This window comes from Phycisphaerae bacterium (assembly GCA_024102815.1).
Classification (GTDB): domain Bacteria; phylum Planctomycetota; class Phycisphaerae; order UBA1845; family UBA1845; genus JAGFJJ01.
The window spans coordinates 139,923-154,934 of the sequence record JAGFJJ010000006.1 but is presented as its reverse complement, the minus strand read 5'-3'; the positions used below and the strand labels follow the sequence as shown (position 1 = coordinate 154,934).

Sequence of the window (15,012 nt, the reverse complement as noted above, 5' to 3'; positions counted from 1 at the left end):
CATGAGACCTGTTCAGGCGGATGCGAGCGGAGTTACAGCTTCTCGACCTCCACGACGTCGTGGTGCTCGAAGTCCCGCCGTACCTGCGGCGTCCCGTTCTGGAAAATGACCAGGCTGTTGTCGTAGAAGGGCACCAATCCCGCTCGAGGAAGTGCTTCTTCCGAGTTGGCGTAGACCACCGTAATGCCCCCGCCGACGACATCCGGGTGACGCACGGTGCAAAGCAGGGCATCACCCGGGTCGGTATAGGCCACGCCCTCAAACTCGAATCCCTCGTCGGTCCATTTCACTGGAAACTCGATCGCCGACAGGAACCCGCTGACGTAGCCATCGTGAACCGCGTCCCCGAGGATAAGCACGTTGTTCCCGGCCAGGGCGCCTTCGCGGATGTCGCCGGCCACGAGCGACGCCGTCACGCCGTCCTTTTTGAAACTCGATTCAAACGTCTTCTGGAGCGACGCCAGCTCCTTGGGCACTTCCCCGGCCGGCCGTATCGTCACCAGCGCGCCTCCGGATCGCGTCGTCGCCGTCGTGGGAATGATCTCGTCGGGCGGAACCTTGCGAAAAACGTCAAAGTCGGGATCGACCTCCACGCGAAGCGGGATGACATCCACTTTCACGGGAACCACCGCCGAAGGTGCGGATAGCGGCACGATGATGTCCTTCTGCCCGTCGGCGTGCGTGATCCGCACCGGAACGTCCAGTTCAAACGGTGGGTCGCCCTGGTACAGTTCGAGCAGCAGCATGCTCTCGGCCGAGTCGTACTTCGCGGAACGCAGGCGCAGCAGCGGCGCTCCGCTTCCCCGAACCCATTGCTCGATGAATGTCTCCAGCGAGACGTTCCCCGCTTCTTCGCACAGCCGGCGGATGTCTCCCCATGCGGCGTACCGTCCCAGGTATTCGTCCGTGAGGCGCCGCATGGCCGCCCAGAAATGGTCCTGGCCGATCTTGCGAGCCAGCATATGAAAAACCATGGCGCCCTTCTGGTAGGCGATGCCCCGACCGCAGCCGCCTTCCTGCCCGAACGTGCCCAGTGGCTTGTCCTCATCGGGCTTGAGCCGACTCTGGAAGTGGCAGTAATTGCGGCGAATACGCCGCGCCTCCGACTCGTTTCCATCAAGAACGTACCCGTAGTAGTTCGCCCCGTAGCTGGCCAGCGCCTCGCACCAGTTGCCGTCCGTCGGATCGACGTCAATCCCGTTCCCCCACCAGCTATGGAGAAACTCGTGATCGAGGTACCCATGGGCGGTTGCCATTCGCGGGCTCATGTTGATCACCGCGGAACTGAGCAGGGTGAACATGGGAAACGCAAACCCGCTGCTGAAGAAGTTGTCCACGATGGCGTACTCCCGGCCGGGAAACGGACCGATGAGCGGTTCATAGCGTTCGAGATTGCGCGCCGTGGCCTCAAAGAGCGTTTCCGCATACTGCGTCTGGTCGGGTTTGAGATGGAGGCGTACAAGAACCCGGCCGATCTTGCGTTCCAATACCTCGTGCGGACCACCCACCAGCACGAGGTGACTCACTGGATACGGCGTCTGCCACGCCAGCATCCCCGACCGCGCCGCCAGTGCCGTATCCCGTTCCGCCCCCGCGACCAGTTCCATGCCCGCAACCGGATTCACCAGCAACTCGAAATCCGCGAGTTCCGGTCGCGCGCTCTCCGCCTCCACCGGCCGCGGATACCACGATCCGTCGCCCAGGTAGATGCCTTCAGGTCCGATGTGGGCATCGACGTCGAAATTGTGAATCTGCCCCGGCTTCTCGCCGGCCTGGAGATCCTCCTGAAGGACCCCCTGGTAATCCACGAAAAGGGTAACTGCCTTAACCGGCCGATCCAGTACGATCCGAAGCGTCTGCGTATCCTTCTCGTCTGGCTTGGCCGCTTTCGATCGCACGGACCGCCACCGCCGCACGTCCGCCCCCGCGGCGCTGACCCCCGAAACACGGAGCGCGGGATTCAGCTCCAGTTCGACGGTCACCGGACCTTTCGGCGGGATGCCCGCATCCGCCAGCGTCAGATCCACGGTTGAGCGTGCCTCCAAGCGATGCCCGGACGGTTCCAGGGCCGCCTCCAGGCGGTAACGCTGGGCCTCCATGCGCACCACCGGAGCGGGTCCCATGCAGCCCGTTACACCGGCCAACAGCACGGCAACCGTGGCAATCATGGTCGGATGGCGAAGCCCCTGACCGCCCGGATTGCCTTTACTTGCTTGTTTCATCGCGAATCACCTGCCTTGGTTTCGAGCGTCGCAATTCGAGCCGGACGCGTGTTTCTCACAGGACACCCTTGCCCGGTGCCTGTACAGGCGTATACTACCCGCACGCTTGTCACCGTAAATGTTTCCGGTGGTCACGGCCGAGATCGCCGGTTTTCAGGAGGTGTCGGTGCCGACTGTCAAGCGCGGCACCGCGACGTTCAGGGGGTATTGTCGTCTGCATGGCGAAGGTCGAAGCCATTGAATGCGAAGGTACGGTGGTCGCCGCGTTGCCCAACGCGATGTTCCGCGTGGAGATCGAAGTCGGCGGCGAGAAGCACCATGTCCTCGCAACGATCTCCGGAAAGATGCGCAAGTTCTATATTCGAATTCTCCCCGGTGACACGGTCATCGTCGAAATCTCGCCCTACGATCTCACCCGCGGTCGTATCGTCTACCGCGGAACCAAGCAACGCTAGCCGATCCGAAAGCTACGCCGGCGTCTCTCCCCGCCACGAACGAGCCTTCCACATTCCCTGTCAACCCGGCGGTCGCATGGTGAGCCGCGCGTGATGCCCGATCTTCCCAATCGCTCCGTCGATTCCAACCGCCGCCCCTGGATCATGGGCATCCTCAACGTCACGCCCGATTCCTTCAGCGACGGCGGCCGGTTCGCCTCGACCGGCGATGCCCTTGCCCGTGCCGAGGAGATGATCGACGAAGGGGCCGACATTATCGACGTCGGACCCGAATCCACCCGTCCCGGTGCGGCCGATGTTCCCGCCGATGAGCAGATCGCCCGCGCCGTTCCCGTAATCCGTGCCATCCGCGAACGGTACCCGCGCTTCCCGCTCTCCATCGACGTACGTCTGGCCGCCGTCGCCGAAGCCGCCCTCGATGCCGGCGCTGACATGGTCAATGACACCGCCGCCCTCCGCGACGATGACAGACTCGTGTCACTCATCGCCCGCCGCGGCTGCCATGTCGTGCTCATGCACCGCCGCGGAACACCCGCCACGATGCAGGCCGGCGGCGGTCCGCAGTACGACGATGTCGTCGGCGAGATCACGCAGTTTCTTCTCGAGCGCGCCCGCTTCGCCGAATCCCACGGCATCGACCGTTCGCGCATCGTGCTCGACCCCGGCATTGGCTTCGGCAAGCGCACGGAGCACAACCTCGCCATCCTCCGCAACACCGACCGCTTCACCTCCCTCGGCTACCCTGTGTTAATCGGCGCCTCACGTAAGCGCTTCATCGCCTCGTTACTCTCTGCATCAGAACCCCCCGAAGCGGCCGATCCCACGGCGCGCCTCTGCGGCTCCCTCGCCTGCGCCGCCGTCGCCGCGCTGGGCGGAGCCTCGATGCTCCGCGTGCACGACGTCCGCGAGACCATCGCCCTGGTTCGACTCCTGCTCGCCATCCATCAGTCCGACTGATCTTCTCGTTTCCGACGCGGCACCTCCCGTCATTCCAGCGAAAGCCGGAATCCAGTCCTCGTCCGCGGCGGAACGGCGCCGCGCGCCACAGCGAACGCAAACCGCCTTCCGATGCACCCGTTGGAGGACCCGCCATTCGTTGCCTTCACCCCCCATTCGTCGTACATTTCACACGCTCAAGACGGACGACCGGCCGCGCGTTACCATTCGCCGGGCCGCTGCGCCCGCCCGTGTTTCCTTGTTTCGATTTCCTGGCCGACGAAACGACCGCGGCCGCTGCCAACCGGAGCCTCAAGCGATGTTCAAGGATCTCACCCCGCCGACCAAGGGTACGCCGATCACCATGACCACCGGGGGACTCAACGTTCCCAACGACCCCATCCTTCCCTTTGTCGAGGGTGACGGCACCGGCCGCGACATCTGGCGCGCCTCCCAGCGCGTCTTCGACGCCGCCGTCCAGAAGGCCTACGGCGGCAAGCGGCACATCTTCTGGTTCGAGGTCTACGCCGGCGAAAAGTCCTACCAGAAGTACGGCACCTGGCTTCCCGACGACACCGTCGCCGCCTTCCAGAAGTTCCTCGTGGGCATCAAGGGCCCGCTCACCACGCCCGTCGGCGGTGGCATCCGCTCGCTTAACGTTGCCCTGCGGCAGAAGCTCGATCTCTACGTCTGCCTCCGCCCCGTGCGTTACTTCACCGGCGTGCCTTCCCCCGTGAAGCGCCCGGAGCTGGTCAACATGGTCATCTTCCGTGAGAACACCGAGGACATTTACGCGGGCATCGAGTGGCAGTCCGGCACGCCCGAGGTCAAGAAGGTCATCGCCTTCCTCCAGGATGCCATGGACGTCGCCAAGATCCGCTTCCCCAAGACCAGCGGCATCGGCATCAAGCCCATCAGCTCCGAGGGCACCAGCCGGCTCGTCCGCGCCGCCCTCAACTACGCCATCCAGTACAACCGCAAGAGCCTCACCCTCGTCCACAAGGGCAACATCATGAAGTTCACCGAGGGTGCCTTCCGCGACTGGGGCTACGAGCTCGCCGAGAAGGAGTTCGCCGACAAGACCTACACCTGGACCCAGTGGGAGCGCACCAAGAAGGACAAGGGCGAGGCAGCCGCCAACGCCGAGCAGGAGAAAGCCCTCGCCGCGGGTAAGATTCTGGTGAAGGACGCCATCGCTGACATCGCCCTCCAGCAGGTCCTCACCCGCGCGGCCGAGTTCGACATCATCGCCACCCCCAACCTCAACGGCGACTACCTCTCCGACGCCCTCGCCGCCCAGGTCGGCGGCATCGGCATCGCCCCCGGCGGCAACATCAACTACGACACCGGCCACGCCATCTTCGAGGCCACCCACGGCACCGCCCCCAAGTACGCCGACCAGGACAAGGTCAACCCCGGCAGCGTCATCCTCTCCGGCGAGATGATGTTCCGTTACATGGGCTGGACCGAGGCCGCCGACCTCATCATCAAGGGCGTGGAAGGGGCCATCGCCGCCCGCGAGGTCACCTACGACTTCGAACGCCTCATGCGCGCCGAGGGCACCCCGGCCAAGCTGCTCAAGTGCAGCGAATTCGGCGACGCGGTGGTCAAGCACATGGGGTAAGAGGATATGTCCGAACTTCACATTCGACATATCAGAGTAGCACTGCAGAACAAGTTCGACGGACTGATCGCCCTTGACGACTACGCCGACCATGCTGAGACCGACCGGCATGCAGCATTTTTGTCGCGTGCCCTAGCTGCGTACGGGCTCATGATGTTCTCGCCGATTGACGCGAAGACTTCTGCCAGCTACGTTGTCGACGGAGGCGACGACAATGGGATTGACGCGTTGTACGTCGATCCGATCGACTCTACCGTCAGCATCGTTCAATCAAAATGGTCTGACAGCGGTCGAACAGGATTGACGTCCGACCAGGTCAACAAGGTCCTTCGCGGGTTCGATGACCTGCTTAACGCCAAGTTCGATCGATTCAATCCCAGAGTCAACCAGCACCAGGACGCTCTTCTGAAAGCTCTCGACGATCCGAAGACTCGGTTCCGATTGATTTTCATTTCCACGTCGGTGCAGCCCCCCGATAGGCGCCAAATTGAAACGATCGATAACTTCCTTGAGCAAGTTAACGACACTAGCGAGCTGGCTAGTTATCGTGTAATCCGGCAAGCCGAAGTCCATAGGTTTGTCGCAAACGAAGGAAGACGTGAACCCATTACTCTGGAAGTCGGGCTCCACCAATGGGGCAGAATCGATGACCCGCTGCAGGCGTACTACGGGCAGATTGATGCGAGCGAAGTCGCGAGGTGGTATGAAGAATATGGCCCGCGGCTTCTCGACCTCAACCTGAGGAAGGTGCTTGATCGGTCAGCTGTCAATGCTGCGATCACAGAGACACTGCTTCAAGAGCCGGAGAATTTCTGGTACTTCAACAATGGAGTTACCGCCCTTGCCGATTCGATTCAGAAGAAGCCGCTAGGTGGAGAGAATAGGCAGAGTGGATATTTTGTGTGCCAGGGCGTCAGCATCGTGAATGGTGCCCAAACGGTTGCGGCGATCACCCAGGCATCAAGAGTGAACACGGATACTTTTCAAAGAGCAAGAGTGTTCATCAGGTTCATTTCACTCGAACAATGCCCGGATGGTTTCGCTACTCGTGTCGCGAGGGCCACCAACACACAAAACCGAATTGAACGACAGGATTTCGCGGCTCTCGATAAGGAACAGGAGCGTATTCGGATCGAGATGCAATTAGACGGCAGAATCTATGTCGTGAAACGAGGAGAACGCGATCCCGATCCTGATAAGGGCTGCACACTGACGCACGCCACGATCGCGCTAGCGTGCGCCCACCCTGATCTCAGTCTTGCCGTGCAGGCAAAGCGAGAACTCGGGAAACTATGGGAAGACATTGATCGCCAACCGTATCGTCTTCTATTCAACGACGAACTGACAGGAGACCAAGTATGGCGCCGGGTAGAAGTGATGCGAGAAGTCGATAAGGTCATTCGCGGCCTGGAATTCGCAGCCAGCGGTCGCAATCGACTCATTGCTGTTCACGGAAATCGGTTTATTTTGCACCATGTCTTCCGTTTGTGCATGATCAAGAACGGTCCAATAGATCGACAGGAGTTGTCCAAGTTGGGCGCCTCCGCCAAAGAATTCACCGCTAAGGTTGTAGAAATCGTAACGCGAGCCGTCGAATCCGTGTTCCCCGGATCTTACCCGGCAAGTCTATTCAAGAATGTTACCAAATGCAAAAGGCTCTCGGAGTCGGTTGTCCCGACCCTGGAAAACCTGCGGTCTGACGCCACGTTGTTCGATGACATTCCCTTATCCAGTGCGTAGGGCATACGCTTCGCGCGTTTCTGGACGCGCGGTTCGCATGCCTTAACTATTTGTCCTTGCAGTATCACCAACCCTCCGCGCAACGCTTTGAGCGCGTAGGGTGCGTCCCCCGACGCACCTGTTCTTCGTGTGCCATGCCCACGCGCCGTGGGCGTGTCCTTGACCTTGCCGCTCGCCCTTGCCTCTTCCACATGGCATCCACGCTGCGGTATCCTGCTGACGTATGCCAGATGTAACGGGGAATTCCGGCGAAATCGATCCAAACCTCACCGTCGCCCGCGACGTTCCCTGTCGTCGGTGCGGCTACAACCTTCGCGGCCTCAGTCCCGCCGGCCGATGCCCCGAGTGCGCCGCCCCCGTCATCGTCGCCCTCCAGCCGGATATCCTCGCCTTCGCTGATCCCCGCTGGTTGGACACGCTGGCTTGTGGTCAGCGCCTCTTTGGGCGAGGAACCTGGAGTTACCTGTTCCTCTCGCTTGTCTTCAGTCGCTTCAAGGCCGTATTGCCGCCGGGTGTGTATACCCTTCTGGCCACGATGGTGCTTGCGCTGCTGCTCTTCGTCATTCTGCGTGGCATCTGGCTGATCCTCGCACCACCGCCTGCGGAGTTCACCACCGGCGGGCGCTGGTCCGATCCGCGTCACATTGCTCGCACTGCACTGGTCGTCGCAGGCGTAGTCCTGGCGGTCAACCCGGTCGTGTGGCAATGGCTCGGCACTTCCGCCGTCATCCTTCTCCAGTCGCTGCTCGGGCCCGCCGGTGTAGTCGGGCTCGTTGGTCTGATGGCCATGTCTCGCTATGTGGAACACCTCTGCCATCGTTCGTATCGGTTGAGCGGATCGTTTCATTCCGGTGCCGAGGACGGCGACCACGCAAACGACCCGATACGCACGACCTCATCCAAGTTCATCATCAACCGGGCCCGCCTGTATCGAAAAGGCTATCTTGTCTCTTGGCTCGTGTGTGTGCCCTCGGTGCTCGTGCTGCACTTCTTGGGGGGAAGCGCGGCCGCCTGCACGTTGATTCCCGGCATGGTGGGCATGTTTGGATCCGGCGTCTTGCTCATGTACCTGCCCGGATACTTGGTGGATGTGATCGAGTCGCAGCACAAGATTGCTACCAGGATCTGGCAACGCGCCGAAGCCGAAGGCCGCATTGACGATGACCTCGTCCGCTTCGTGCCGGACCCGCTCACTTAGCATGTACGGCACCCGGTTCGCATGCCTGACCTGTTCATCCTTGCAGAATCCCCAGCCATCCGCGCACCGCGCCCCGACCCGATTTCAAGCGCGTGAAATCGATACACCCACCAGCCAATGATAGCTCGGCAATATCATTTTGATTTCATTTTGCTATCAAATTGCATTGTCCCGCTATGTGGCGCCGACTTCCCCTCTCCTCCCCTTCGTGGCACCGTGGCTTCGTCGCTTCGTGCCTTCTTCCCGCGCGCTCACTCGGCGCGCGCATTCGACTGAGCGCCCATGCGCGTTATTACCTATGAGAGGTCAGTGACGTGAACCGCTTCGCGGAGAAATGTATGACTACAACTTCACCACCCAGGCCCCGGGCACCCCCGCCACGACGTCTCGGGCGAGATTCACCCATCGCCCGCAACGATCCAGCACCGGTCCGTCGGCCGTCGCCACGATGCCGCTGTACTCGCTCAGTACCCAGTCAGGGCTGTCCGCGAGTTCAATATTGAACCGGTCGGCCCGGCCGCGCGATTCCAGCAACTCGGCCATGAGCGCCTTCAGCCGCGCACTGTTGGACACCGGCCGGTCCAGGTACCAGTCCACATGCGACACACCCAACTCGATGGCGTACTCCGCAATCCGCTCCACGGCCGCGATCGTCTCCGCGACCCTGCGGTACGTTCCGTGCACGCTGGCCAGGTCGCGAAAGCATCCGTCGCGGCCCACCAGCACGGCGCCGCCGGCAAGGGCACTTTCCACCGTGACAAGGACGTTATAACCGTCGATCCCCAGTGCCAGGCCCGCGCAGGTTTCCGGCGGGACTTCGCGCGCCTTGCGGCCGGCCAGCGCCTGGTCCGAGCACGCCGACCGCCAGATCGCCAGCCGTTGCCGCGCCTCGAGTTCGTAGCGATCGCCCACCAGTTTGAGCGCCGACTTGTCCGCGTAGCCTCGACTCAGCAGCCAGTACAGGTCCGTTCCCGCCTGCCGGAGCGCGGGGAGCCTCTCCGGCGCAAACAGTCGAGCGTCGTCGGGATGCGGCCCGCGGTGCTTCCGCCGATCGGGCATGACGGCTCCTTCCCGAATTCGCTTGCCGAGCCACTCTCCCCGCGTGACCCGGCCGCCGGACATCACCTACACGCCGTCGAGGTACTGCACCGTGCCAGGTTCGAAGTCCACGCGCACGAGCACCGCGGCAAACACCTCGGCCGCGCCACCGCGCAGCAACACGCGGGCGCATTCCTCTATCGTCGCGCCCGTGGTCATCACGTCGTCGACGATCAGGATTCGGGCGCCCTCCAACTGTACACCTCGGCCGAGCCCGAACGCACCCCGCACGTTGTGGAGCCGCTGGGTGTAGCTCAGGCCGATCTGGTGCGGTCCGCCGCGTACCCGCCGCAGCAACGGCAGAAGGGGCAGATCGACCGCATCCGCCAACTCGCGGGCAATCAGATCGACGGTTCGCACCGGCCGGGCGATCCGCCGCATCCAGTGCGACGGCACGGCCGCGATCGCTTCCACCCGCTCGAACCACGCTGCGCAACGCAGGGAGTCCCCGAGACGCCTAGCCAGCGGCACCGCCAGCTCCTCTCGGCCGAGGTACTTCAGCGCCCGCAGGTGCGGCCCCAGGAACGAACCGTAGGCCCCGAGCCGGACGGTCCCGGCCAGGCGCGTCCCTCGTGCACGGCACTGCGGGCATCGACCGTTTTTCACTTCAATTTTGTCAGCCTCGCCGCCACAAGTAGGGCAGGCCGATTCCGCAACGGCCGCGTCGATCGCGGCACGGCACGTGCGGCAGATATGGACGGCATAAAACGTGGATAGGGGAGAGCCCGGTGCCGGACCGGTTCCACAAAACAGGCATTGCGGCGGATAGAGCAGGTCCGCTCCAGCATTGGCAAGCCGGCCGAACCACGTGAACGGAACCCTGATTCGACGAATCACGACAATTCCAGCACGTTCCCAATAGTAGACGATTGTCTATAATACGCACGTTGGAACGAATTCTGTTTGCACCCGGAATCTGCAATCCCAGATCGTACCAGGCAGACTGCTATGACACGACGGTTTGTTCGCGTGGTTTCCGTTTTTTGCGGTGCCGTGCTCACTTTGGTTGCAGCCGCACCGGCGCAGCCCGTGGCCAAGGTCGTGGTGAAGGAGGCCAAGGAGGTCACTTCGCCCGCCACGATCACGCTGGTCGGCTCGATTACCCCCTTCCGCACCAGCCAAGTGGCTTCGAAGGGCGCGGCCAAGGCACTCGAGGTGCCGGTTCGTCAGGGCGACTCGGTCGACGCCGGGCAGATCCTGTGTCACTTGGATGATGAAACGCTGACGCAGTCGCTTCGCGAGGCCGAAGCGGCCCTTGACGCCCGTCGGGCCCGGCACGAGGAGCTGCTCGCCGGAACGCGCCCGCAGGAACTCCGTCGCCTGGAGGCCCTTTGGAAGCAGGCCGAAGCTGATCTGGAGCGCTGGCGCAAGGAGATGGAAAGGGTTAACCGGCTCTACTCCGGACAGTCGTCCAACGAGAAAGAGGTCTACGATACGCAGGCGAATCTGGCCGGGGCGGAAGCCATGGCGGAAGCGGCCAAGGCCGACTACGAGCTGGGTGTCGAGGGCCCCCGCAAGGAGGTGCTTGCCCAGGCGGCCTATGACGTGGCCGAGCAGGAAGCCGTGGTCAAGCGCCTCAAGAACGACTTGGCCAAGCTGACGATTCGCGCCCCCTTCGCCGGTTCCATCTCGAAGCGATTCGTCGAAATCGGCCAATGGGTGGATACGGGCGATCCCGTCGTCGAGCTTATCGAACTGGGTCGCGTGCTGGCGCGGGTCGATGTGCCCGAGTCCGCGCTGCCTTATCAGCATGTCGGGGGCGATGCCAAGGTCCTCGTTGAAGCGGTCGGGAAGAATTTCGACGGCCAGACTCGTTATATCGTTCGGCAGGCCGACCTCGCGGCACGTACGTTCCCGGTGGAGATCGAAATCGACAATTCCGAGGGCGTGCTGGCTTCGGGCATGTTCGTGCGTGCGACGTTGCCGGCCGGGGCGCCAAGGGATGTCGTCGCCGTGCCCAAGGACGCCGTCGTGATTCGTAACGGCGTCGCCTCCGTCGCGGTGGTTATGCCCAATCCGCAAGCGAGTCAGGAGGGTCAGCCGGCGCTCGTGGCGGTCACGATGCCGGTGACGGTGGGGCTGGACGTGGACGAATGGATCACGATTACATCGGGGAACATCCAGCCGGGGATGCGCGTCGTGGTTCGAGGCAACGAGACACTGCTGCCCTTCCCGCAGGGTGTCATCATCGTGGACGAGCGGGGTACGCCCGTGGCTGAAAAAGGGGGACGGTAGTTGGACATCATTCGTTTTGCCATCGAGAACCCGGTCAAGGTCGCCGTCGGCGTGATCCTGGTGATGCTCTTCGGCTTCCTGAGCATCTTCCAGATTCCCGTGCAGCTTACGCCCGACGTGGACAAGCCGGTCATCACCGTCACCACGCGATGGGAGGGCGCCAGCCCGCAGGAAATTGAAAGCGAGATCATCGATCGCCAGGAAGACAAGCTCAAGAGCGTCACCAACCTGAAGAAGATGACCTCCTCGTCTCAGGAAAACGAGGGCAAAATCGTGCTCGAGTTTCCCGTGGGCGTGGACAAGGATATCGCCTATCGGGACGTCTCCGACAAGCTGCGCCAGGTCTCGAACTACCCGGAAGAGGTGGACGAGCCGGTCATGAGCGCCACCGACGACGACATGGCCAACACGATCGCGTGGATGGTGCTCTACTCGAAAGACCACAGCGACATCGCCCACCTCAAGACGTACATCGAGGACAACGTCAAGCCGCTGCTGGAGCGCGCCGAGGGCATCAGCGAGGTTCCCGTGTACGGCGGACTCACGCGCGAGGTGCAGGTCATCGTTGATCCCTACAAGCTCGCCGCGCGGAGCCTGACCTTTCGTGACGTGGAGCGCGCCCTGCGCCGTCAGAATACGAACATCTCCGCAGGAACCATCGCCCAGGGGAAGCGCGACTACACCTACCGGACCCTCGGCGAATTTCGCTCCCTCGATGAAATCCAGGACACGGTCGTCGCCTACCGCGAAGGCGGGCCGATTCTGGTCGGCGACGTCGCCAACGTGGTGGACGGCTACAAGAAAGCGCTGTCTTTCGTGCGCAGCAAGGGCCGGCCGGTGCTGGCGCTTCCCGCCCGAAAGGAAACCGGGGCGAATGTCATCACCGCGATGGAGAACCTCAAGAAGCAGGTCGAGGTCGTAAACCGCGAGATTCTCACCCCGCGCGGATTGGGACTGGAGCTTACGCAGGTCTACGACGAAACGGAGTACATCTGGAGCTCCATCCGCCTGGTGGTGACCAACATCTTCACGGGCGGACTGCTGGCGATTGGCGTTCTTTGGCTGTTCCTGCGCAGCGGGAGCGCCACGGGCATCATTGCCGTCGCCATCCCTATCTCGGTGGTGGGGACGTTCCTGGCCATCACGCTCGTGGGACGGTCGCTCAACGTGGTCATGCTCGCGGGCATGGCGTTTGCGGTGGGCATGGTCGTGGACAACGCCATCGTCGTGCTGGAGAACATCTACCGTCACCGTACGATGGGCAAGAGCAAGGTCCAGGCGGCGTTTGACGGCGCCAAGGAAGTGTGGGGTGCCGTTCTGGCGAGCACGCTGACGACCATGGCCGTGTTCCTGCCGGTCATCACCATCGAGGAAGAGGCGGGGCAGCTCTTCAAGGATATTGCGATTGCGATCAGCTCGGCCGTGGGGCTCTCGCTCCTGGTTTCGGTGCTGGTGATTCCGCCGCTGGCATCGCGCTTCTTTTCAGCATCCCGGGCCATGGCCATCGGAAGCGAGCGCCCCTGGTGGTTCGCGGAGCGGGTCGCGGGGCTGGTGCGGCGTCTGCACGGCGGCATCGGGCGGCGCGTGGCGATCGTCCTCGGTCTTTCCGCGGCGGCGATCCTGGGTAGCTGGTGGATGATGCCCGGCGCGGAATATCTGCCGGCAGGTAACCGCAATCTCGTTTTTGGAATGCTCATTTCGCCGCCGGGTTACTCCATCGAGGAGTTCCGGCGGATGGCGACCGTCGTCGAGGAAGGTGATCCGGACAATCCGTACGACGGCGCCCGTCCCGCCTGGGAAGCGGACGTGGATTCGGAGTTGGCCAAGCGCCTGCCCGAGGTGCAGATGAAGATCGGCGCCAAGGGCGACCAGGTGGTGACGGTCGATCCGCCGCCGATCGAGAACTTCTTCTTCGTGTCCTTCTCGGGCGGCGCATTCATGGGCGCCACGTCCAAGATCGAGACCGTGGTCAAGCCGCTGGAGCAGGTGCTGGCGAATGCCGCGGGGCGCATTCCCGGCGTGTTCTCGTTCTTCCAGCAAAGCTCGCTGTTCCGTTCCGGTCGCTCGGGCGGGAACAACATTGACGTGGAGATTCGGGCGGACGACCAGGAGTCCGTGGTCAAAGCCGCGCAGGCCTTGCAGCAGGAGATCATGGCCCAGGATTACGGCTTCCCGCAACCTGATCCGGGGAATTACAACCTGGGCAGGCCCGAGATCCAGATCGTTCCGGATCGGGCGAAAGCGGCCGATCTGGGCCTGGACGTCAGCGATGTCGGCTTCATCGTGGAAGCGAGCGTCGATGGTGCGTTCGTCGGAGAATACAACGATCGGGGAGACAAGATCGACCTGGCCATCAAGGTTGGCGGAACGGAGAACGCCACCGTTGAACAGATCGGTCAGATTCCCATCTACACACCGAGCGGCCACGTCGTGCCCATTGCCTCGGCGGTGAATCTCGTGCGGACCACGGCGCCGCAGCAGATCAACCACATCGAGGAAATGAACTCGGTGACGCTTTCCGTGCGCCCGAAGGCGGCCGTGCCGCTTCAGACCATGATGGAGAATCTGCAAAACGACGTGATTGCGCCGCTGCGGGCCAGCGGCAAGATCCCTTCGGACGTGATTACCGTGCTGGCGGGGACGGCCGACAAGCTCACGCAGACCATGCGATCGTTCGTTGGAGATTTCCGCGGGACGGTCACGCGGCCGCACATCTTCGGGCTTTCGGTCGGACTGAGCATGGCGGCACTGGCGCTGGCGGGAGCGGTGGTCGTCCTGGTGGGGGGATTGCTGTTCGGGGCGCGGGTCGGGGCGAATCTGCTGGCGCTCGTGGTGACCGTGCTGGCCGTCGGATTCGGGGCGCTGAATCCCGAGTTCGTGTTCATGGCCATACAGTCGCGCATGGTGCTGGCGCTGCTGATCACGTATCTGCTCATGGCCGCGCTGTTCGAGTCGTTCGCGTATCCGTTCGTGATTCTGTTCAGCGTGCCCCTGGCGGCGGTCGGCGGGTTCGCGGCATTGCAGATTGTCCACCAGATTTCGCTGTACGACGTCACGCTGCCGGTGCAGCAGATGGACGTGGTGACGATGCTGGGGTTCGTGATCCTGATCGGCATCGTGGTGAATAACGCCATCCTGATCGTGCACCAGTCGCTCAACTTCATGCGCGAGGAGCAGCTCACCGCCCACGAAGCGGTGGTGCGGTCGGTGCAGACGCGAACACGGCCGATCTTCATGACCGCGATGACCTCGGTTTTCGGCATGGCGCCGCTGGTGGTGCTGCCGGGCGCGGGCAGTGAACTGTATCGCGGCCTGGGCAGCGTCGTGCTCGGCGGACTGCTCGTTTCGACGGTGTTCACGCTCGTGGTGGTGCCGTCGATGTTCTCGTTGTTCATGGACGCCAAGGGCTGGGTGGCGGCGGCCGTTCGGCAACGCAGGGCGGAACGGGCTCCGGAGGGTGCCGTAGCGGCGGTGGGACACGGGTCGGAAGCGTAAGCTTGTCCG

Annotated in this window: 10 protein-coding genes; 7 read left to right on the top strand and 3 right to left on the bottom strand. The window is 62.8% G+C overall.

Features of this window, described 5'->3' with window-relative positions; genetic code table 11:
- Positions 1 to 32 precede the first annotated feature (32 nt).
- Positions 33 to 2,222, bottom strand: a complete 2,190-nt coding sequence (locus J5J06_01935; protein ID MCO6435830.1) for a hypothetical protein — start codon at positions 2,220 to 2,222, stop codon at positions 33 to 35.
- Between the two features lie 218 nt (positions 2,223 to 2,440).
- Between J5J06_01935 and infA the strand changes: the two genes are divergently transcribed.
- From infA to J5J06_01910, 5 genes are all read left to right on the top strand, one after another.
- Positions 2,441 to 2,677, top strand: a complete 237-nt coding sequence (gene infA, locus J5J06_01930; protein MCO6435829.1) for a translation initiation factor IF-1 — start codon at positions 2,441 to 2,443, stop codon at positions 2,675 to 2,677.
- 93 nt (positions 2,678 to 2,770) lie between these two features.
- On the top strand, positions 2,771 to 3,634 hold the full coding sequence (folP, locus tag J5J06_01925; GenBank protein ID MCO6435828.1) for a dihydropteroate synthase: 864 nt from the start codon (positions 2,771 to 2,773) through the stop codon (positions 3,632 to 3,634).
- A 298-nt stretch (positions 3,635 to 3,932) separates the two neighbouring features.
- Positions 3,933 to 5,237 (top strand): NADP-dependent isocitrate dehydrogenase, encoded by a 1,305-nt coding sequence (gene icd, locus J5J06_01920; protein MCO6435827.1) that lies wholly within the window; start codon positions 3,933 to 3,935, stop codon positions 5,235 to 5,237.
- A 6-nt stretch (positions 5,238 to 5,243) separates the two neighbouring features.
- Entirely contained in the window at positions 5,244 to 6,977 is a 1,734-nt protein-coding gene (locus J5J06_01915; protein ID MCO6435826.1) for an AIPR family protein, read from the top strand.
- A 223-nt stretch (positions 6,978 to 7,200) separates the two neighbouring features.
- Entirely contained in the window at positions 7,201 to 8,175 is a 975-nt protein-coding gene (locus J5J06_01910) for a hypothetical protein (GenBank protein ID MCO6435825.1), read from the top strand.
- Positions 8,176 to 8,517: 342 nt separating this feature from the next.
- Here the strand turns inward: J5J06_01910 and J5J06_01905 are convergent, their stop codons facing one another.
- Together J5J06_01905 and J5J06_01900 are read right to left on the bottom strand one after the other, a co-directional pair.
- Positions 8,518 to 9,234 (bottom strand): DUF434 domain-containing protein, encoded by a 717-nt coding sequence (locus J5J06_01905; GenBank protein MCO6435824.1) that lies wholly within the window; start codon positions 9,232 to 9,234, stop codon positions 8,518 to 8,520.
- A gap of 66 nt (positions 9,235 to 9,300) precedes the next feature.
- Positions 9,301 to 10,110 carry a ComF family protein gene (locus tag J5J06_01900; GenBank protein ID MCO6435823.1) on the bottom strand — a complete coding sequence of 270 codons (810 nt, stop codon included), beginning with the start codon at positions 10,108 to 10,110 and terminating at the stop codon, positions 9,301 to 9,303.
- 111 nt (positions 10,111 to 10,221) lie between these two features.
- Between J5J06_01900 and J5J06_01895 the strand changes: the two genes are divergently transcribed.
- Positions 10,222 to 11,508: an efflux RND transporter periplasmic adaptor subunit gene (locus tag J5J06_01895; GenBank protein ID MCO6435822.1), complete on the top strand. Its 1,287-nt coding sequence runs from the start codon at positions 10,222 to 10,224 to the stop codon at positions 11,506 to 11,508.
- Positions 11,509 to 15,003 (top strand): efflux RND transporter permease subunit, encoded by a 3,495-nt coding sequence (locus J5J06_01890; protein ID MCO6435821.1) that lies wholly within the window; start codon positions 11,509 to 11,511, stop codon positions 15,001 to 15,003. It begins immediately after the preceding gene.
- The last annotated feature ends 9 nt before the right edge of the window (positions 15,004 to 15,012 follow it).